Origin of the sequence: Streptomyces sp. NBC_00122, assembly GCF_045160845.1 — a bacterium.
GTDB lineage: Bacteria > Actinomycetota > Actinomycetes > Streptomycetales > Streptomycetaceae > Streptomyces.
On the sequence record NZ_CP108191.1, the window covers coordinates 3,991,127 to 4,009,102 of the forward strand.

Here is a 17,976-nt window from a genome sequence, read left to right on the forward strand (position 1 = left end):
TCGTTACTCCGCCGGTGCCACACCGATCGGGCAGGAGACGCCCGTGCCGCCGATGCCGCAGTACCCGCCGGGGTTCTTGTCCAGGTACTGCTGGTGATGGGTTTCCGCAGGCCAGAAGGGGCGGTCCGATGCCGGGAGGACGGCCGTGGTGATCTCGCCGTGGCCCGAGGCGGTGAGGACGCGCTGGTAGGCCGTGCGGGAGGCCTCGGCCGTCGCCTGCTGGGCGGGGGAGTGGGTGTAGACCGACGAGCGGTACTGGGTGCCGACGTCGTTGCCCTGGCGGAAGCCCTGCGTGGGGTCGTGCGACTCCCAGAACAGCTTCAGCAGGGTCTCGTACGACACCAGGGACGGGTCGAAGACCACGCGGACGACCTCGGTGTGGCCGGTCAGGCCCGAGCAGACCTCCTCGTAGGTCGGGTTCTCCGTGTAGCCGCCCTGGTAACCGGCCAGGGTGGTCCACACTCCGGGGGTCTGCCAGAACTTGCGCTCCGCGCCCCAGAAACAGCCCAGGCCGAAGTCGGCCACTTCGAGGTGCGCGGGATACGGGCCGGCCAGCGGGTTGCCCAGCACGGTGTGCTTCTCGGGCAGGCCGAAGAGAGGCTCCGCGCGGCCGGTCAGGGCCTCCTCGCGGGTGGGGAGCTCGGGCGTACGGCGGTACGAGAACATGGGGTTCCCTCCTTGTCACCGATGACAACGGGCGGGGGCGGGCCGGGATTCCCCGGCCCGCCCCCGCCCCGCTCCGCGTCACACTTCCGTAAGGTCCCCGTGCGGGCGGCTCACGCGTTCCGCGTCACCTGGCGCACGCAGTAGTCCCGCGCCTGCAGGTAGCGGGCCTTGCTGTCCGCCGATCACGGGGCGAGCACCAGCTTTCGCAGGGATTCGGTGTCGGGCTGGTCGGCGACGGCCGCGTCCAGGGCCAGGCCGAGCTGGTCCTCGAAGCCGTCGGACGGGTAGCGCAGGGTGGCCGACTCGGACCACGACAGCTGCCAGCGGGCGGCGCCGCGCGCCGTCAGCTCGGCGGTGACCAGCTGGCCGAGGGCGCGCCGGACGACCGGGCGGGCGAACTCGCGCGCCGCGCGGCCCGTGGCGGCGGCCGCCTGCTCGGACTTCGGCAGGCGGTCGGCGATCCGCCAGCGCACCGCCGGGTCGGCGTCGATCGCGTCCAGCAGGGCGGCCAGTTCCGGGCCCGCGCCCTCGGCGGTGAGGGCCTCGCGGACCTCCTCCGCGCCCCGGGCGACGTACTGGGTCATCGACTCGTGGACCAGGTCCTCCCAGTCCACCCGCTTGAGGGCGAGCGCCTGCGGGCTGAGGACGGCCTGCTCCAGCGCGGCCAGCGCCGCGTCCGCGTCGGCCAGCAGCTCCAGTGCGGGGCGGGCGGTCTGACCGCCGCGGCCGTCGTCGGGCAGGGCCTCGATGCGGGCCACGCGCTCGGCGAGCGCGGGGTGGGAGTCGTACGGGGAGGCGGGCTCGGTCGACAGTTCCCGGCGCAGCTTCTCCAGCTCGTCCGAGCGGGCGTCCAGGAGCTGGCGCAGACCGCCGAAGACCTGGCCGGGGCGGGGCAGCAGTCCGGCGCCGACGCCGAGGGTGGCGTACGAGCTCATGTAGAAGTCGTGCGCCGAGTCGAGGGCGTTCAGCTCGCGCAGCGCGGACGCGGTGGCGTCGCGGCCGGCGACCTGGACCGAGGCCAGGTCGGCGGCGAGCTCCTGGCGGCGGGAGGTGGTGAGGGTGGCACGCAGGTAGAAGTTGCCGTACGCCGTGTAGATCTTGGCCATGCCGCGGTACGTCGCACCCAGGCCCGGGGTGTCGACCATCGTGGCCCTCTTGCCCTTGGCCCTCCGCTTGGCGGCGTGCCTCTCCTGCCTCTCGCGCTCCTTGGCTTGCTTGTTGTCGGAGCGCTCGTGGAAGTGGGCGATGGTGCGGATCAGTTGGGCGCGGCCGCGGGCGATCAGCGGGGTGAGGCGGGTGTCGAAGTTGGCGTAGTGGCCCATCTCGTGGGCGAGTACGGCGCGCAGCTGCATCTCGTCCAGGCCCGTCATCAGCGGCAGGCCGAGGTAGAGGCGGCGGGTACCGGGACGCAGGCCCAGCAGGGAGGAGTCCTCGCTGACGGCCGCGTTCACCGCCTCGATCAGCACGATCTCGTCGGGCGCGCGGGTGCCGACCTGCCGGGCGATGTCGCGCACGGCCTCCCACAGCGCGGGCTCCTGGGCCTCGGTGACGGTGAGGGGGACGCCGGCCGGCGGCTCCTCCTTGGGAGTGCGCAGCATGAACAGGCCGCGCACGATCGGGATCGCGAGGACGACCGAGAAGATGATGATCTTGGCGTCGAGTCCGCCGCCGTGGCCCCAGGACAAGGCGGCGTAGTCGACGCCCGCGAGCGCGGCGAGCAGGAAGACGCCGAGCAGATAGAAGCCGGCGAGCAGGACGAGCGCGCGCACGGCGCGCAGTGAAGCGCCCATATGGACAGATCCCCCCACGGGATGAAAGCGGTGCGGTGCACGAGGCCGGGGACGGCCGCCACCGCCGCATCATGCGGCCCGGTGGTCACTTACGGCAACTTTATTGGCCGGTGGTTCCCGCCGGTGGTTTCCGCTGGTGAAGGGTGCCTGTGTGCTGGGGGAGGGGGGCTCGGGGCGGGGGCCCGGGGCGGGGGTCGAAACCCCCGCCCGCGCCCCGTCAGTTCGGCAGCGTCGCCGGGGAGCCGCCGTTCGCCTCGTACCCCGCCACCGCCAGCGCCCGGTACACCGCGTACTGCGCCGCCGGGTCCTGCGACGCCGACCACGGCAGGGCGCCCACGTAGCCGTCCACGTGCCGCACCTGCTCCATCGCCTCCGCCCAGCGCTCCATGTTGACCAGGAACAGCAGCAGCAGGTGCCGTACGTGCGCCAGCATCGGGTCGTCCTGCCGCGCCGTGTGCACCGCGTACAGCGCGCCCTCCACCGCCCGCGTCACGGCGGCGCTCTGGTAGAAGCTCCCCACCAGCACCACGTCCGGCAGGTTCTCGTACAGCGAGAACATCGGCAGCGCCGCCAGCAGCGAGCCCTGCGGGGCACGCGCCGCGGCCGCGTGCGCGAACGCATCGGCCTTCTCCCGCGAGCCGTGCCACTTCCCGCACAGGTAGTGCAGGGCCGCAAGATGCGCGCCCATGTGCGCCGGCGCCCGGTCGATCACGTTCGCCCACAGCGCGTCGAACTCCGCCTCCGGGTAGGCGAGGCCCCGTGCGATCGCCAGCTCCGTGATGTACGGCACCGGGTCGCCGGGCGCCAGCAGCGCCGCCCTGCGGCACCCCTCCCGCGCCTCCTCCAGGATGATGCGGTGGTCCTCGGAACCGACCCCGCCCGAGTGCCGCCACGCCTGCTGCACCAGCAGCTCCGCGTGCACCTGCGCGCCGCCCGCGTCCTCGTCCGCCTCCAGCCGCCACGCCTTCAGCCATTGCGCGCCCACACCCGGCTGCTGCACCAGCTCCAGCGCCGCCGCCCCGCCGAAGGCCTGCACGCGCTGCCAGCGCAGCTCGCCCTCCTGCGGGGTCCCGGCGAGCAGCTGCGATGCCGCCTGCCACCGGCCGGTGCGGCGCACGTTGTCGAGGGCGTCCATCAGATCCCGGTCGGGTCCGGGAACCCGGATGTCCAGGTCCTCCTGCCGGTCGAATCCGTAGTTCGCGGGGTCGGCGGCGTCGGGGCTGCCCGGCGCGACCAGGCGGACCCCGCCGCGCCTGCGCCGTATGTACGGGCCGAGCACGAACACGATCATGAGCATCGCGAACACGAACCACAGAATCTCCATGCCTCCAAGCGAACCAGACCAGGTGGGCAGCAGGCCAATAGGGATGCGGACCCCGGGCGGGGCTTAGGCTCTGCCCATGAGCGATGACAGCCATGAGCACCAGAGCTTCGAGACCCGCGCGATCCACGCGGGCAACACGGCGGACCCGCTGACCGGCGCGGTCGTACCCCCGATCTACCAGGTGTCCACGTACAAGCAGGACGGCGTCGGCGGACTGCGCGGCGGCTACGAGTACAGCCGCAGCGCGAACCCGACCCGCACCGCGCTGGAGGAGAACCTCGCGGCGCTGGAGGGCGGCCGGCGCGGGCTCGCCTTCGCGTCCGGGCTCGCCGCCGAGGACTGCCTGCTGCGTACGCTGCTCGCCCCGGGCGACCACGTGGTCATCCCGAACGACGCGTACGGCGGCACCTTCCGCCTCTTCGCGAAGGTCGTCTCCCGCTGGGGCGTGGAGTGGTCGGTCGCCGACACCTCCGACCCGGACTCCGTCCGCGCCGCCCTCACCCCGAAGACCAAGGTCATCTGGGTCGAGACCCCTTCCAACCCGCTGCTCGGCATCACCGACATCGCGGTCGTCGCCGACATCGCGCGGTCGGTCGGCGCCAAGCTGGTCGTGGACAACACCTTTGCCTCGCCCTACCTCCAGCAGCCCCTCGCGCTCGGCGCGGACGTGGTCGTGCACTCGCTGACCAAGTACATGGGCGGCCACTCCGACGTGGTCGGCGGCGCGCTGATCACCGCTGACGCGGCGCTGGGCGATGAGCTGGCCTACCACCAGAACGCCATGGGCGCGGTGGCCGGGCCCTTCGACTCGTGGATCGTGCTGCGCGGCATCAAGACGCTGGCCGTCCGCATGGACCGGCACGCGGAGAACGCGGCGAAGGTCGCCGACATGCTGACCCGCCACCCCAAGGTGCACAAGGTCCTCTACCCGGGCCTGCCCGAGCACCCGGGCCACGAGATCGCCGCCAAGCAGATGCGCAACTTCGGCGGAATGATCTCCTTCCAGGTCACCGGCGGCGAGGAGGAGGCCGTCGCGGTCTGCGCCCGCACCAAGATCTTCACCCTGGCCGAGTCCCTCGGCGGCGTCGAATCCCTGATCGAACACCCGGGCCGCATGACGCACGCGTCGGTGGCGGGCTCGGCCCTGGAGGTCCCGGCGGACCTGGTCCGCCTGTCGGTGGGCATCGAGAATGCCGACGACCTCCTGGCGGACCTGACCCAGGCCCTGGGCTAGACCCCGCATCCCCTGCCGGGCCCCGCCCGGGCCCGGCAGGGGGTCTCGCCGCCGCAGCGGGCTACCAGCCCTCCAGCGGAGGCGAGACGCCCGCCGGGGGTGTGGCCCAGGGACGGGTCACGGAGGCCCAGACCGTGAAGGCCACCGCCGCCGCGAAGAGCACCGCCCAGCAGAACCGGCGAAGCGCCCGGCGACGGCGCAGCAGGCGGTCGCCGCGGGCCGCCGCGCCAGCCGCCAGCCCGGCCGGCACCACCGGATACGGGCCCTCCATGAGCCGCCTGACCTGGTCCTGTCTGCGGTCGGCGGTGCCGCTCACGCCGCCTCCCGGGACCGCAGCGCCACGACGGCCCGGCTGCACAGCACCCGTACCCGGTCGGTCGACAGCCCCAGCTGCGCGGCCGTGACCTCCTCCGCGACCCCCTCGTAGATCCGCAGGACGAGGACGAGCCGCTCCAGCGGGCTCAGCCGGGCCAGTACGCCCGCGCCGCCGTGGTGCCGCCAGCCGGTGCGGGCGAAGGCGGCGCACAGCTCCTGGCGGGTGAAGTCGTACGGATCGTCCCCGCGCAGGCGCCGCCAGTTCGCGTACGTGCGGGCCAGCGCACCCGCCAGCAGTCGGCGGGCGGCCTCCGGCTCGCCGGTCAGCAGCAGCGCGACATGGAGCAGCCGCCCCGCCGCGCCCGCGACGAATGCCTCGAACTCCGCGTAGGGGTCCTTCCGTTGGTCAACCGCCCGCATAGCCCACATAGTGCGGGCAGCGGGACCACCCTGGTCAAGAGGTCGGACGCAGGCACCTCACGGCCGCCCCGCAGCCCCTGCTCAGGACGCCGGACCGGCCTCGGCGACGGCCGCCATCAGATCCGACAGCGACAGGTTGAAACGCGTCAGCAACTGCGTGAAGGACTCGCGCTCGTGTTCGTTCCAGCCCTCCGTCACGCGCGCCATCAGCTCGCGCCGCGAGGAGCGGACCTCTTCCAGCCGCGCCAGCCCCCGCGGGGACAGCGCGAGCACCACGGCGCGCCCGTCCTCGGGGTGCGAAGTCCGCTTGACCAGACCGCTGTCGACGAGCGGCGCGACCTGCCGGGTGACCGTGGACGAGTCGATGCCCATGCCGCAGGCGAGCGCCTTGACGCCCATCGGCCCCTCCAGGTCGAGCCGGTTCAGCAGCAGGTAGGCGGCGCGGTCCATCGAGTTGCGGGCCTGGCCGACACCACCCAGGCGGGTCTGCTCGGCACGGCGGGCGAAGACCGCCACCTGGTGCTGGAGCGCGTCGAGGAGACCGGCTCCGGCGGGCGCTTCGGCCGCCGCGGGCAGATCGGAATTGGCCGGGGAGGAAGGCATGGCCGTGGGCTCTCTTCGCGTGGGTCCGACAAGGATGGGGGACAGAGTACGCGGCCGTGCGGCGGCTCGTACGCCTCGTACGAGAACTCGTGCGGCCCGTCCGCGGGGCTGTAATACTGCTGTCCCGGATGGCGAGATTTCGCCCCTGCTCCCGCCCCTGTCCGCGTGCTGCGCCGCGCCGCGCGCGGGCTGCGAGACTGGCGGCATGAACTACCGCGTGCCCCAGCCCGTTCCGCAGGTCATCCTCGACGACGTCCGGGGGGCTCAGAAGATGCTCTCCGGCGTCTCACGGGTCACCGCGATGGAGGGCAGCCGGCACCTTTCCGCGCTCACCGGCTCCCCGGTGCACCTCAAGTGCGAGAACCTCCAGCGCACCGGATCCTTCAAACTGCGCGGCGCGTACGTGCGCATCGCCGGCCTGCGCCCCGAGCAGCGGGCCGCCGGCGTCGTCGCGGCCAGCGCGGGCAACCACGCGCAGGGCGTGGCGCTGGCCTCCTCCCTCCTCGGGGTCCGCTCCACGGTGTTCATGCCCTACGGGGCGCCGCTGCCCAAGGTGGCCGCCACCCAGGAGTACGGCGCCGACGTGCGCATGCACGGACAGGTCGTCGACGAGACCCTCGCCGCCGCCCAGGACTACGCGGACCGCACGGGGGCGGTGTTCATCCACCCCTTCGACCACCACGACGTCATCGCGGGCCAGGGCACGGTGGGCCTGGAGATCCTGGAGCAGTGCCCCGAGGTGCGCACGATCCTCGTCGGCATCGGCGGCGGCGGGCTCGCGGCCGGCATCGCGGTCGCCGTGAAGGCGCTGCGCCCGGACGTCCGGGTCGTCGGCGTCCAGGCCGCCGGCGCGGCCGCGTACCCGCCCTCGCTCAAGGTCGGGCACCCGGTGTCGATCGACAACCCGAACACCATGGCGGACGGCATCAAGGTCGGCCGCCCCGGCGACATCCCCTTCAAGATCATCGGCGAGCTCCTCGACGACGTGCGCACGGTCTCCGAGGACGCCCTCTCCAGCGCCCTGCTGCTGTGCCTGGAACGGGCCAAGCTGGTCGTCGAGCCGGCCGGGTGCAGCCCGGTCGCCGCCCTGCTCAGCGAGCCCGAACGGTACGGCGAGGGCCCGGTGGTGGCCGTCCTGTCCGGCGGGAACATCGACCCGCTGCTGCTCCAGCGGATCCTGCGCCACGGCATGGCGGCGGCCGGCCGCTACCTGTCGCTGCGGCTGCGGGTGGCCGACCGGCCGGGAGCCCTGGCCGGGCTCCTGGGCGTGCTGTCCGTGGTGGACGCGAACGTGCTGGACGTGAGCCACGTACGGACCGACCCGCGGCTCGGGCTCACCGAGGTGGAGGTGGAGCTGCACCTGGAGACGAAGGGCCCCGAGCACTGCACGGAGGTCGCCAGGTCGCTGCACAGCGCTGGTTACAAAGTGATGAGCTAACGAATTCACCCCTAGGCCCCGCCGCCCTCATACCTGATACTCGTGGGCAGAACGAGGCAGATTCGAGGCGGGTGTGTGAAAGTTCCCGCCTCGTTCACATGGGGTGGGAGTCTCAACGGTGCACAAAAGCGTCAGACCGCAGACAGCGGCCGTCATCGCCCTGGCCGCGTCGGCGGCCCTCGCCCTGGCCGGGTGCTCGGCCGCCTCCGAGACCAAGAGTCCCTCCGCCGCACCGGCGGCCGCCTCCACGGCCGCGGCGTCGCCGACCGCGAAGCCCACGCCCAAGAGCACGGGCGCGCCGCTCACCCGCGACGCCGTGGACGGAGAGGTCCGGGCGGCGCTGCGTACGGCGGGACTCGACCCCGCGAAGGGCAAGGCCACCTCGGAGGCGACCGGCAGGAAGAATCCGAGCCAGGTCGACTGGACCGCCGTCGTCACCACCCAGCAGGCGGAGTTCGCCCTGCCCAGGATCGGGGAGCAGCTGCAGCACCTCGGCTGGCAGCCGCACCCGGTCGGCACCGCGACCCTCAGCTACGAGAAGACCGACTGGGTCCTGCTGGTGGGCAGTGTGAAGCAGGCGGACGGGGTCACCCTCCGCCAGAACGAGAGCCTGCTCACCGTGAACGTCACGTACCTCGGCACGGGCTGACCGGGACGGCCGGGACGGCCGGGCGATCGCGCCGACCGGGCCGGGCCGAACCCCGGGCGAAATCCCGTGCGGTACGCGATATGACGCGATAGCGTGGTCTCACCCGTTCGGCTGAGGGGCGAGGCCTGCCCGGCGACCATAGGCTCGCCCAGGGAAGCTGACGGAACGATCCTGCTGGCCCGATCCAGACTGGGAGAATCCATATGCCAGGCGCCATCTATGCCGAAGGCCTGGTCAAGACCTTCGGCGATGTACGGGCTCTGGACGGCGTGGACCTCGATGTCCCCGAAGGCACCGTCCTGGGTCTGCTCGGCCCCAACGGCGCGGGCAAGACCACGACCGTACGCGTCCTGACCACCCTCCTGCGGCCCGACAGCGGCAAGGCCGTCGTCGCCGGCATCGACGTGCTGCGGCACCCCAACGAAGTCCGCCGCGCCATCGGCCTCTCCGGCCAGTTCGCCGCCGTCGACGAATACCTCACCGGGCGCGAGAACCTCCAGATGGTCGGCCAGCTCTACCAGATGAGGGCCAAGGCGGCGAAGGCCCGGGCCGACGAACTCCTGGAGCGCTTCAACCTCGCCGACGCCGCCGACCGCACGGCCAAGACGTACTCCGGCGGCATGCGCAGGCGCCTGGACCTCGCGGCCGCCCTCGTCGTCAGCCCGCCCGTGATGTTCATGGACGAGCCGACCACCGGCCTCGACCCCCGCAACCGCCAGCAGCTGTGGGGGATCATCCAGGAACTGGTCGCGGGCGGCACCACCCTGCTGCTCACCACCCAGTACCTGGAGGAGGCCGACCACCTCGCCCACGACATCTGCGTGGTGGACCACGGCAAGGTCATCGCCCGCGGCACTTCCGACCAGCTCAAGGCCCGCACCGGCGGCGAGCGCGTGGAGGTCGTCGTCCACGCGCGCGAGCACATCGCCACCGCGCGCGAGGTGCTCGCCGGCTTCGGCAAGGGCCAGACCACGGTCGAGGAACACACCCGCAAGCTCACCGTGCCGGTGGCGGGCGGCGCCAAGCTGCTCGCCGAGGTCATCCGCGAACTGGACGGCCGGGGCATCGAGATCGACGACATCGGGCTGCGCCGTCCCACCCTCGACGACGTGTTCATCTCCCTGACCGGCCACGTGGCCGAGCTGACGGCCGACGAGAACGGCGACGGCCCGGCCGCCGCCCCCACCGAAGCCAAGGGCCGCAAGGCGGCGCGCAAGGAGGCGGCGAAGTGAGCACCACCTCCGGGACCCGGATCCCGGACCTCGCGGCACCCCGCCCGCGCGGCGGCCTCGTCCAGGGCGTCAACGACTCCCTGGTGATCGCCAAGCGGAACCTGATCCGCATGTCCCGCATCCCGGAGATGATCATCTTCGGTGTGATCCAGCCGGTCATGTTCGTCGTGCTCTTCAGCTACGTCTTCGGCGGCTCCATCAGCGTCGGCGGCAGCACCTCGCCCGCCGCCTACCGCGAGTTCCTGATGGCCGGCATCTTCGCCCAGACCGTGACCTTCGCCACCGCCGGAGCGGGCGCGGGCATCGCCGACGACATGCACAAGGGCCTGATCGACCGCTTCCGCTCACTGCCCATGGCCCGCGGCGCGGTCCTCACCGGCCGCACCCTCGCCGACCTCGTCCAGACCTCGCTCACCCTCGTCGTCCTCGCGATCGTGGCCCTGCTCGTCGGCTGGCGCACCCACACCAACATCGGCGAGGTGCTCGTGGGCTTCGGCCTGCTGCTCCTGCTCGGCTACGCCTTCTCCTGGATCGGCGCCCTGATCGGCCTGTCGGTGCGCACCCCGGAGGCGGCCACCTCGGGCGGACTGATCTGGCTCTTCCCGCTGACGTTCATCTCGAACGCCTTCGTCCCCTCCGAGAACATGCCGCCCTTCCTGCAGACCATCGCGGAGTGGAACCCCTTCAGCGCCACCGTCCAGGCGTGCCGCGTACTCTTCGGCAACCTCCCGGAGGGCTACCCGGTCCCGGACGCCTGGCCGATGCAGAACCCGGTGCTGGCCTCCGTGCTCTGGTCGCTGCTGATCATCGCGGTCTTCCGGACCCTGGCGGTCCGCAAGTACCGCTCGGCGACCGCGTAGGCCCGTACGCACCCCTGTACGCACCGATGCCCGGCCGGGAGGACCCGGCCGGGCATCGGCGTGAGACGAAGGGTGATCAGCCGGTGAAGGGCTTGACGTCGAGGATCTTGACGGAGGCCTTCTTGCCGTTCGGCAGCTCGTACTCCGCGTCCTCGCCGATCGCCTTGCCCAGCACACCGCTGCCCAGCGGGGACTGGGGCGAGTACGTCTCGAAGTCCGAGGACGCGTACTCGCGGGAGGCCAGCAGGAACTCCATGGTGTCGTCCTCGTCGCCGTCAAAGGCGATCTTGACGAGCGTGCCGGGCGCCACCACGCCGTCGGACGCGGGCGCGGTCCCGACCTTGGCGTTCTCCAGGAGCTGCGTCAGCTGGCGCACACGGAGCTCCTGCTTGCCCTGCTCCTCCTTGGCCGCGTGGTAACCGCCGTTCTCGCGCAGGTCGCCCTCCTCGCGGGCGGCTGCGATCTTCGTGGCGATCTCCGTGCGGGCGGGACCAGAGAGGTAGTCCAGCTCCGCCTTCAGCTGGTCGTACGCCGCCTGGGTCAGCCAGGTGACGCTTTCGCTCGTCTGGGTCACGGGTGCTCCTCGTCGGTACAGGGGACTACATAGCCGCCAGCGGCGGACGAAACCACGAGCCTAACAATTCGGGAAGAAAAGGGGGAGGACCCACGTGCCGGATTGCCCGCCGTCCGTGTCACGACCAGGCACTCAGCGGGTCGCGGACCCCGCCTGCTGGCAGCCGACCAGTTCGATCATCGTGGCGCGGCCGGTGGTCTTCAGGGAGACGAGCTCGTCCACGCGCGCCTTGGGCTGCGCGAAGGTGAAGTCCGCGCGGCCCACCTCGTTGTGCTGCTCGTCCTGCGAGCTGAGCGTGCAGACCCCGGTGACCGAAGCGTCCTTGCGGATCTCCAGGTGGGCCTTCACCTCGGTGTCCGAGACCACCTGGAACTTGATCACCTCGGCGCTGACGCTCTGCCCCGCGATGTAGTCCCAGCCGATCCAGCCGATCACACCCAGCAGCACGGCACCGAGCGCAGCCCCGACGATCTTGAGCTTCCGGTCCGCACGCTCGTCCGCCGACCGGCCGTAACGGCCCTCGGGCAGCCCTCCGCGCACCGTGCTCATCGATCGTTCCTTCCGCCAGGGCGGGGCCGGGCCCTCACAGGCCCACCCCCGGAATTTTCCGTCCCCCGATTCGGTCAATATAGAGGTCGACCGTCGCGCCGAATCGCAGAGGATCCCGTCTTGACCGAGCAGCTTCGACTGATGGCCGTCCACGCCCACCCCGACGACGAGTCGAGCAAGGGCGCGGCCACCATGGCCAAGTACGTGTCCGAGGGGGTCCCCGTGCTGGTGGTCACCTGCACCGGCGGCGAGCGCGGCTCGATCCTGAACCCGAAGCTCCAGGGCGACAAGTACATCGAGGACAACATCCACGAGGTGCGCCGCAAGGAGATGGACGAGGCCCGCGAAATCCTGGGCGTCGAGCAGGAGTGGCTCGGCTACATCGACTCGGGCCTGCCGGAGGGCGACCCGCTGCCCCCGCTGCCCGAGGGCTGCTTCGCGCTGGAGGACGTGGACGAGGCGGCCGGCCGCCTCGTGAAGAAGATCCGCTCCTTCAAGCCGCACGTCGTCACCACGTACGACGAGAACGGCGGCTACCCGCACCCCGACCACATCATGACCCACAAGATCTCGATGGTCGCCTTCGACGGCGCGGCCGACACCGAGAAGTACCCGGAGGCCGAGTTCGGCCCGGCGCACCAGCCGCAGAAGCTCTACTACAACCAGGGCTTCAACAAGCCGCGCACCATCGCCCTGCACGAGGCGCTGCTCTCGCGCGGCCTGGAGTCCCCGTACGGGGAGTGGCTGGAGCGGTGGAAGGAGTTCGAGCGCACCGAGCGGACCCTGACCACCCACGTGCCCTGCGCGGACTTCTTCGAGATCCGTGACAAGGCGCTCGTCGCGCACGCCACGCAGATCGACCCGGACGGCGGCTGGTTCCGCGTCCCGATGGAGATCCAGAAGGAGGTCTGGCCCACGGAGGAGTACGAGCTCGCGAAGTCGCTCGTCGACACTTCCCTCCCCGAGTCCGACCTCTTCGAGGGCATCCGGAAGAATGCGTAGCTATGAGCGCTACGCAGGCAGCACTGACCCAGCTCCTCCCGCTGGCGGGTGACACCTTCGACAAGAACAAGGTGACGCCCGGCATCCTGGGCTTCATCGTGTTCGCGGCCCTCGCCCTCGGCGTGTGGGGCCTGATGAAGTCGATGAGCCGCCACATGGGCCGGGTGGACTTCGAGGAAGCCCCCGAGCCCGGCGCCGCGGCCCCCGCCCCGGACCGGACGACCGGCTGACCGGATCCGCCGAGCGCCGCTGTCCGGACCGGATGTCCGGACCGGATGTCCGGACTGGTTGCCCGGACTCTGACCGGACCGGTTGAGCGGCGCCGTGATCCGCCGCGTGACCGCCCCCGCCCGACCGGCCGGGGGCGGTATCCGCGCGTCACACGGCCGTCGCCGGGTCCTGGGGCGGCAGCGGAACGCCCATGATCTCCCGCGAGTGCAGGTTCGGGACCAGGCCCAGCCGCCACGCCTGCCAGCCCTCCGCCGGGTCCACCCCGCGGCCCAGGATCACCCCGTACGACTCCAGGCAGTCCTCCAGCCGCCCGTCCCGCGCCGGATGCGGCGCCGCCGTCAGCCGGGCTAGCTCCGCCCGGGCCTCCTCCGGCGTGCCGGGCACCGTCAGGTCCGCGAAGTCGGCGTACGGCAGCAGCGTGCACCGCAGGAAGCGCGCCCAGTCCTCCCCGCGCCGGTCCCCGTACGAGATGAACAGCCGCACCGCCTCCTCGCACAGGTCCAGCGCCTGCGCGATCTTGGCGTTGCCCGCGTCCACCACCGCCAGCTCCAGACAGGTCCACGCCTCGCCGTGCGCCAGCCCGATCCGCCGGAAATCCGCCCGCGCGTCCACCAGCAGCTGACGCGCGAAGCCGGAGTTCTTCAGGTTCCCCGTCTGAGCCGCCCGCTGGTCCCGCGTCACCCGGCCCGAGTGGTGCCGGGCGTGCGCCAGGCCGTACACGTCCCGCATCCGCGAGAACATCGTCCGGGCCCGCTCCAGCTCCCGTACCGCCTGATCGCGTTCGCCGCCCTCCTCCAGCGCCTGACCCAGGTAGTACAGCGTCCACGCCTCGCCCCGCGCGTCCTCCGCCTCCCGGTGCCGGGCCAGCGCCTCCCGCAGCCGCTCCAGCGCCGGCCCCGGATCCCCGTCCACCACCCGGGCCCGGCCCAGCTGGGTCAGCGCCCACGCCTCACCGCGGTCGTCGCGCGTGCGCCCGTACAGGTCCAGCGCCTCCCGCAGCTCGGCCTCCGCCCGCCCCACGTCGCCGACCCGCAGGTAGACCTGGCCCAGCTGGAAGTGCGCCCACGCCTCGCCGTGCATGCTCTCGCTCTCCCGGTGGAGGGCGAGGGACTGCTCCAGCAGCGTCATCGCCTCCGCCAGGTGCGCCAGGTCCCGCTCCACCGCGGCCAGCGCGTGCAGGCCCCACGCGCGGTCGCCCGCCAGCTCCGGCGGCTCCTGGAGCGACAGCGCCTCACGGATGCGGGCCGCGGCCTCCGGGAGGCTGCCCTGGTGGTGCAGGGTGATGCCGAGGGACACCAGGGCCATCGCCGCCCCTGCCTCCTGATGGGCCTCCATGTACTGGTCCACCACCGAGGTCAGCGTGGTGCGGGCCTTGTCCAGCTCGCCCAGCTGGCGCGCCGCGATACCGGTACGCCACTGCACCGACCGCACCAGCCGCCCCTGCTGCCCGCCAAGGCCGCCCGACTGCCCCGCCGCCGAAGCCACCGCCTGCGTCAGCTCGTCGATCTCACCGAGCCGGTACAGGTCCCCGCGCAGCAGGCAGAAGTCGCACAGCGCCCCCAGCAGGTCCAGCACCGCCTGCTGGTCCACCCCCTCCGAATGCCGCAGCGCCGCCGTGATGAAGCTCGACTCGTCGTCCAGCCAGCGCAGCGCCGCGTCCAGCGAGGTGAAGCCGTGATTGCCGAAGTGGTTCGCCCGCGTCGACATCTTCCCGTCGACCATCCGGATCACCGAGTCCGCGAGCTGCGCGTAATTGCGGACCAGCCGCTCGTGCGCCGCCGAGGACCGGTCCCGGTCCTCCTCCGCGGCCAGCCGGGCCGCCGCGTACGCGCGCACCGCGTCGTGCATCCGGAACCGCTGCCCGCGCACCCGCTCGATCAGCCCGGCCTCCCACAGCTCCTCCAGCGTGCGCAGCGCCGCCTGTTCCGGTACGTCGGCCAGCGCGGCCGCGGCCGCGCCGCCCAGGGAGGCCCGCCCGGCCAGGGGCAGCCGCCGCAGCAGCAGCCGGGCGGGCTCGGCGAGGCGGGCGTCGGCGGCCCGCAGGGCGCGCTCGACCGGGTGGCCGTCGACGGGATCCGGGGCGAGGCCGGGGTCCGAGAAGCCGGGGTCCGAGAGCCCCGCACGGGCCAGCGGGGCCAGCATCCGCAGCGCCAGCGGCAGTCCGCCGCTCAGCTCCACCACGGCGGCCAGGTCCTTGTCCGCCTGGGCCTGGGCATCGGAGTCCGTCTCCGCCGCGGCCGCAGCCGCGGCCGTACCCGGCGCTACCGCCCGGACCAGCTCCACCGCCTCCGCCTCCGCCAGCCGCTCCACCGGCAGCTGGTGCACCCACGCCGCCAGATCCGCGGGCAGCTCCAGCGGCTCCCGCGCCGTCACCAGCACCAGGCTCTCGGACCGCTCGGGCACCAGCAGCCGGACCTGCGCCGCGTCCACCGCGTCATCGAGGACCACCGTCACCGGCAGCCCCTGCAAGTGCTGGTGGTACAGCTCGCCCAGCCGCCGCACCTGCTGATCCGCCGAAGCCCCCTCACGGAACAACAGCTGCTCGCGCGGCGCGCCCAGCCGGTTCAGCAGGTGCAGCAGCGCCTCCCGCGTCGACAGCGGGGCGCCCAGGTCGCCGCCCCGCAGATCCACCACGCACGCGCCCCGGAACTGGTCCCGCAGCCCGTGCGCCGCCCGCAGGGCCAGCGCCGTCCGGCCCACGCCCGGCTCGCCGTGCAGCACCACGACCACCGGGCGGGTCTCCGTGCTGGCCCGGGCCGCCTGCACCCACTGCGCGATCCGCGTCATCTCCGCCCGCCGGCCCGCGAACGGCCCGGCCGGATCGGGGAGCTGCCCGAAGGACTGCTCCAGCACACTGCGCCGCCGCGCCTCCGCACTGCGGTCCGTCCCGCGCAGCTGCGGCGCGGCGGTCCGGGCGGCCGGCCGGGGCGCCCGCGCCGCCGCGGCCACCGCTCGCTGCTGCTCCAGGAACGGCCGTATGCCGCGCACCTCCAGCGCCGACAGCCACTGCAGCCTCAGCTGTTCCGGCCCGCCCGGCCGGCCCCGCTCGCCGGCCCGCCGGTTCGCCGCCGGCAGGTGCAGCGCCGTCACCTTCGCCACCGTCGCGATCGCCCCCGCGGCGCCCGCGACGGCCCCAGCGGTCAGGGCCGTACCGGCCGCGACACCGAGGGACAGGTCCGCCCCGACGGCCGCGGCCGCCGCAACCGCCGTGGCAAGTAAGGCCGTTGACGTGTTGCCGCGCCGGAAGGCATCGCCGAGCGACTGCTCCCCGGCCGCCGCCTCGTCCAGGGCCCGTACGTACGCCTCGTACTCCGCAGCCGCGCTCGCCGCGAGCGAGTCCAGTGCCTCCCGGGCGCGGGCCAGCAGCGCCGCCTTGTCGACCGGTGTGCCCGCCGCGGTCCGCCGGGCCTCCTCGTCCACGGCCCGCTCCAACAGCCGCTCGGCCTCACCGCGATGGCTGTCCCGCATCGGCATCCCCCTCAGAGAGCTCCGGCAACGTGCCACAAGTGTCCGTCGGGACGCTCGCGAGCGCGAGAGAATCTGAGCTAGTTCAGAGGGAGTTGGTGACCGCGGCCGTCCTATAGTCATCCCCGGTGATCCAACTCGGGTGAACGGGAGACCTGGTGACGGTACGGGAGATCCGGGCGGCCGCACGGCTCATAGGCCGACGCAACGCGCTGCGCTACCTGGCCATCGGCGTGGGGGCCTCGGTGCTCGCCGCCTGCGCCGGCGAGGGCAAGGACAAGGCCGCTACGCCCGCCCCCGGCGCACCCGGCACCGACGCCCCCGCCTCCGGCGCATCGGGCACCACCGCGCCCGGCACCGCCGACCCCGCCGCGCCCACCCCCGCCGCCTCTCAGGCCCCCACTCCCGCCCCCACGGTGGCCGGCCGCGCCTTCGACGCCTTCATCAAGGGCTCCTGGACCATCGAATCGACCACCCCCGGGGGTCACGCGGGGCGCGGCAAGGCCACGGTCAACGCGGACGGCGGCGGCAACGGCGGCTGGTCCATCGAATGGGAAGGCGCCGCGGGCACCTGGCGCGGCGGTTTCCTGCTGCGCGGCGGCCACCTCGTGCTGGACGTCTACGAGGCCCCCAAGGGCGTGCAGCGCCTGACCGGCGGCGAGGCGCTCACCGTCCCCGCGACGGTCGGGGAGACCGCGTCCCTCACCTTTCCGTGGAAGCCCCCGGGCCACCGCAACACGAACGACGGTCAGAAGCTGTCCGTCGAATACGCGAAGAACACCCTCACCATCCGCCACATCGAGACCAGCGGCAGCACCACCACCCACGTCTGCACCCGGGCATGACCGCCGTACGGCGCCTGGCCGCGGCCCTGTGCTGCGCGGCCGCGCTGATACCGGGCCTGGCCGGGTGCGAACAGGCCGGGCCCGCACGGGGATTCGTCACGCGCTACGAGAAGCCGGCGGAGGGCGACCTCGACGCCGCCCGGTTCCTGAAGCAGCGGAAGCTCGCCGAGACGGTGGCCGCGGACCTCAACGCGTACCTCGCCGTCCCGTACCGGGTCACCGTCGCCGCCCGCTCCTGCGCGGGCGAGGGCACGGGCTACGACCCGGAGGAGCTCCGCATCGAGCTCTGCTACGACGACCTGATGGAGGACCGCAAGCTGTTCGAGGACGCGGACCACGGGCCGGCGGACGAGCCGCTCGCCGAGGTCGTCCGCGAGACGCTCTACCACGAGGCCGGCCACGCCCTCGTGGACGCGCTCGGCCTGCCCGTCCGCGGGGACGACCGCGCCGAGGAGGACGCCGCCGACCGCTTCGCCCAGCTGATGCTCCTGCGCGGCCACCCGGAGGGCGAGCAGACCCTCCTGACCGCCGCCCGCGGCTACGACCTCGCGGCGGCGGCCGGCCCCGCACCCGACCCCACCGACGAGCACGCCCCGGACGCCGCCCGCGCGGAATCCCACCGCTGCGCGGTCTACGGCGCCGCCCCCGCCCGCCACCAGGACCTCGCCACCCCGGCCCGCGCGACCTGCCCCACCACATGGACCCACACGCGCGACGCCTGGACCCACGACCTGACCCCGTTCCTTCGCCACTGACGTGATCCCGTGCGGCAGGATGGG

General features: G+C 72.9%; 18 protein-coding genes. 9 read left to right on the forward strand and 9 right to left on the reverse strand.

Annotated features, from left to right (window positions below):
• Window positions 1–3 precede the first annotated feature (3 nt).
• The 3 genes from msrA to OG737_RS19085 all read right to left on the reverse strand — a co-directional run bounded on the left by msrA (window position 4) and on the right by OG737_RS19085 (window position 3,780).
• Entirely contained in the window at window positions 4–666 is a 663-nt protein-coding gene (msrA, locus tag OG737_RS19075; protein ID WP_405921781.1) for a peptide-methionine (S)-S-oxide reductase MsrA, read from the reverse strand.
• A 182-nt stretch (window positions 667–848) separates the two neighbouring features.
• A complete protein-coding gene (locus tag OG737_RS19080) occupies window positions 849–2,456 on the reverse strand; it encodes a M48 family metallopeptidase (RefSeq protein ID WP_405921782.1) in 1,608 nt (535 codons plus the stop codon).
• 217 nt (window positions 2,457–2,673) lie between these two features.
• Window positions 2,674–3,780: a hypothetical protein gene (locus OG737_RS19085; protein WP_405921783.1), complete on the reverse strand. Its 1,107-nt coding sequence runs from the start codon at window positions 3,778–3,780 to the stop codon at window positions 2,674–2,676.
• 76 nt (window positions 3,781–3,856) lie between these two features.
• Here OG737_RS19085 and OG737_RS19090 point away from each other — a divergent pair, with 76 nt between their 5' ends.
• On the forward strand, window positions 3,857–5,014 hold the full coding sequence (locus OG737_RS19090; protein ID WP_328927331.1) for a cystathionine gamma-synthase: 1,158 nt from the start codon (window positions 3,857–3,859) through the stop codon (window positions 5,012–5,014).
• 61 nt (window positions 5,015–5,075) lie between these two features.
• On the opposite strand, the gene OG737_RS19095 is transcribed toward OG737_RS19090, so the two are convergent.
• The 3 genes from OG737_RS19095 to OG737_RS19105 form a co-directional block, all read right to left on the reverse strand.
• Window positions 5,076–5,330, reverse strand: a complete 255-nt coding sequence (locus OG737_RS19095; protein WP_405921784.1) for a hypothetical protein — start codon at window positions 5,328–5,330, stop codon at window positions 5,076–5,078.
• Window positions 5,327–5,749 (reverse strand): sigma factor-like helix-turn-helix DNA-binding protein, encoded by a 423-nt coding sequence (locus OG737_RS19100; protein ID WP_405678816.1) that lies wholly within the window; start codon window positions 5,747–5,749, stop codon window positions 5,327–5,329. Before OG737_RS19100 ends, OG737_RS19095 begins: the two co-directional genes overlap by 4 nt.
• Before the next feature lie 81 nt (window positions 5,750–5,830).
• The gene (locus tag OG737_RS19105) at window positions 5,831–6,352 is read right to left on the reverse strand and encodes a MarR family transcriptional regulator (protein WP_328927334.1); all 522 of its coding nucleotides are present in this window, start codon (window positions 6,350–6,352) and stop codon (window positions 5,831–5,833) included.
• Between the two features lie 205 nt (window positions 6,353–6,557).
• Here OG737_RS19105 and ilvA point away from each other — a divergent pair, with 205 nt between their 5' ends.
• The 4 genes from ilvA to OG737_RS19125 all read left to right on the forward strand — a co-directional run bounded on the left by ilvA (window position 6,558) and on the right by OG737_RS19125 (window position 10,531).
• Window positions 6,558–7,790, forward strand: coding sequence for a threonine ammonia-lyase (gene ilvA, locus OG737_RS19110; protein ID WP_328927335.1), 1,233 nt, complete (start codon window positions 6,558–6,560; stop codon window positions 7,788–7,790).
• Between the two features lie 118 nt (window positions 7,791–7,908).
• Entirely contained in the window at window positions 7,909–8,439 is a 531-nt protein-coding gene (locus OG737_RS19115) for a hypothetical protein (protein WP_405921785.1), read from the forward strand.
• 203 nt (window positions 8,440–8,642) lie between these two features.
• The gene (locus OG737_RS19120; RefSeq protein ID WP_328927337.1) at window positions 8,643–9,671 is read left to right on the forward strand and encodes an ATP-binding cassette domain-containing protein; all 1,029 of its coding nucleotides are present in this window, start codon (window positions 8,643–8,645) and stop codon (window positions 9,669–9,671) included.
• Window positions 9,668–10,531: an ABC transporter permease gene (locus OG737_RS19125; RefSeq protein ID WP_405921786.1), complete on the forward strand. Its 864-nt coding sequence runs from the start codon at window positions 9,668–9,670 to the stop codon at window positions 10,529–10,531. The genes OG737_RS19120 and OG737_RS19125 overlap by 4 nt, the downstream gene beginning before the upstream one ends.
• Window positions 10,532–10,607: 76 nt before the next feature.
• Here the strand turns inward: OG737_RS19125 and greA are convergent, their stop codons facing one another.
• Both greA and OG737_RS19135 read right to left on the reverse strand, forming a co-directional pair.
• Window positions 10,608–11,105 carry a transcription elongation factor GreA gene (gene greA / locus OG737_RS19130; protein WP_030009952.1) on the reverse strand — a complete coding sequence of 166 codons (498 nt, stop codon included), beginning with the start codon at window positions 11,103–11,105 and terminating at the stop codon, window positions 10,608–10,610.
• 132 nt (window positions 11,106–11,237) lie between these two features.
• The gene (locus OG737_RS19135; protein WP_405678811.1) at window positions 11,238–11,654 is read right to left on the reverse strand and encodes a DUF4307 domain-containing protein; all 417 of its coding nucleotides are present in this window, start codon (window positions 11,652–11,654) and stop codon (window positions 11,238–11,240) included.
• A gap of 120 nt (window positions 11,655–11,774) precedes the next feature.
• Here OG737_RS19135 and mca point away from each other — a divergent pair, with 120 nt between their 5' ends.
• Complete coding sequence (mca, locus tag OG737_RS19140) at window positions 11,775–12,656, forward strand: mycothiol conjugate amidase Mca (protein ID WP_328927340.1); 882 nt, start codon at window positions 11,775–11,777, stop codon at window positions 12,654–12,656.
• Between the two features lie 2 nt (window positions 12,657–12,658).
• Window positions 12,659–12,886, forward strand: coding sequence for a hypothetical protein (locus OG737_RS19145; protein WP_328927341.1), 228 nt, complete (start codon window positions 12,659–12,661; stop codon window positions 12,884–12,886).
• Between the two features lie 148 nt (window positions 12,887–13,034).
• Here the strand turns inward: OG737_RS19145 and OG737_RS19150 are convergent, their stop codons facing one another.
• A complete protein-coding gene (locus tag OG737_RS19150) occupies window positions 13,035–16,355 on the reverse strand; it encodes a tetratricopeptide repeat protein (protein ID WP_328927342.1) in 3,321 nt (1,106 codons plus the stop codon).
• Window positions 16,356–16,510: 155 nt separating this feature from the next.
• On the opposite strand from OG737_RS19150, the gene OG737_RS19155 reads away from it, so the two are divergent.
• Window positions 16,511–17,197: a hypothetical protein gene (locus tag OG737_RS19155; protein WP_405678807.1), complete on the forward strand. Its 687-nt coding sequence runs from the start codon at window positions 16,511–16,513 to the stop codon at window positions 17,195–17,197.
• The gene (locus tag OG737_RS19160) at window positions 17,194–17,952 is read left to right on the forward strand and encodes a DUF4344 domain-containing metallopeptidase (RefSeq protein ID WP_405678805.1); all 759 of its coding nucleotides are present in this window, start codon (window positions 17,194–17,196) and stop codon (window positions 17,950–17,952) included. The genes OG737_RS19155 and OG737_RS19160 overlap by 4 nt, the downstream gene beginning before the upstream one ends.
• Window positions 17,953–17,976 lie beyond the last annotated feature (24 nt).

Bases quoted from the DNA above. Each gene is read 5' to 3' on its own strand.
- OG737_RS19080 (WP_405921782.1), bottom strand. From the start codon at position 2,456: ATGGGCGCTTCACTGCGCGCCGTGCGCGCGCTCGTCCTGCTCGCCGGC.
- OG737_RS19145 (WP_328927341.1), top strand. From the start codon at position 12,659: ATGAGCGCTACGCAGGCAGCACTGACCCAGCTCCTCCCGCTGGCGGGT.
- OG737_RS19085 (WP_405921783.1), bottom strand. From the start codon at position 3,780: ATGGAGATTCTGTGGTTCGTGTTCGCGATGCTCATGATCGTGTTCGTG.
- OG737_RS19160 (WP_405678805.1), top strand. From the start codon at position 17,194: ATGACCGCCGTACGGCGCCTGGCCGCGGCCCTGTGCTGCGCGGCCGCG.
- OG737_RS19090 (WP_328927331.1), top strand. From the start codon at position 3,857: ATGAGCGATGACAGCCATGAGCACCAGAGCTTCGAGACCCGCGCGATC.
- ilvA (WP_328927335.1), top strand. From the start codon at position 6,558: ATGAACTACCGCGTGCCCCAGCCCGTTCCGCAGGTCATCCTCGACGAC.
- OG737_RS19100 (WP_405678816.1), bottom strand. From the start codon at position 5,749: ATGCGGGCGGTTGACCAACGGAAGGACCCCTACGCGGAGTTCGAGGCA.
- msrA (WP_405921781.1), bottom strand. From the start codon at position 666: ATGTTCTCGTACCGCCGTACGCCCGAGCTCCCCACCCGCGAGGAGGCC.
- OG737_RS19135 (WP_405678811.1), bottom strand. From the start codon at position 11,654: ATGAGCACGGTGCGCGGAGGGCTGCCCGAGGGCCGTTACGGCCGGTCG.
- OG737_RS19120 (WP_328927337.1), top strand. From the start codon at position 8,643: ATGCCAGGCGCCATCTATGCCGAAGGCCTGGTCAAGACCTTCGGCGAT.
- OG737_RS19150 (WP_328927342.1), bottom strand. From the start codon at position 16,355: ATGCGGGACAGCCATCGCGGTGAGGCCGAGCGGCTGTTGGAGCGGGCC.
- OG737_RS19105 (WP_328927334.1), bottom strand. From the start codon at position 6,352: ATGCCTTCCTCCCCGGCCAATTCCGATCTGCCCGCGGCGGCCGAAGCG.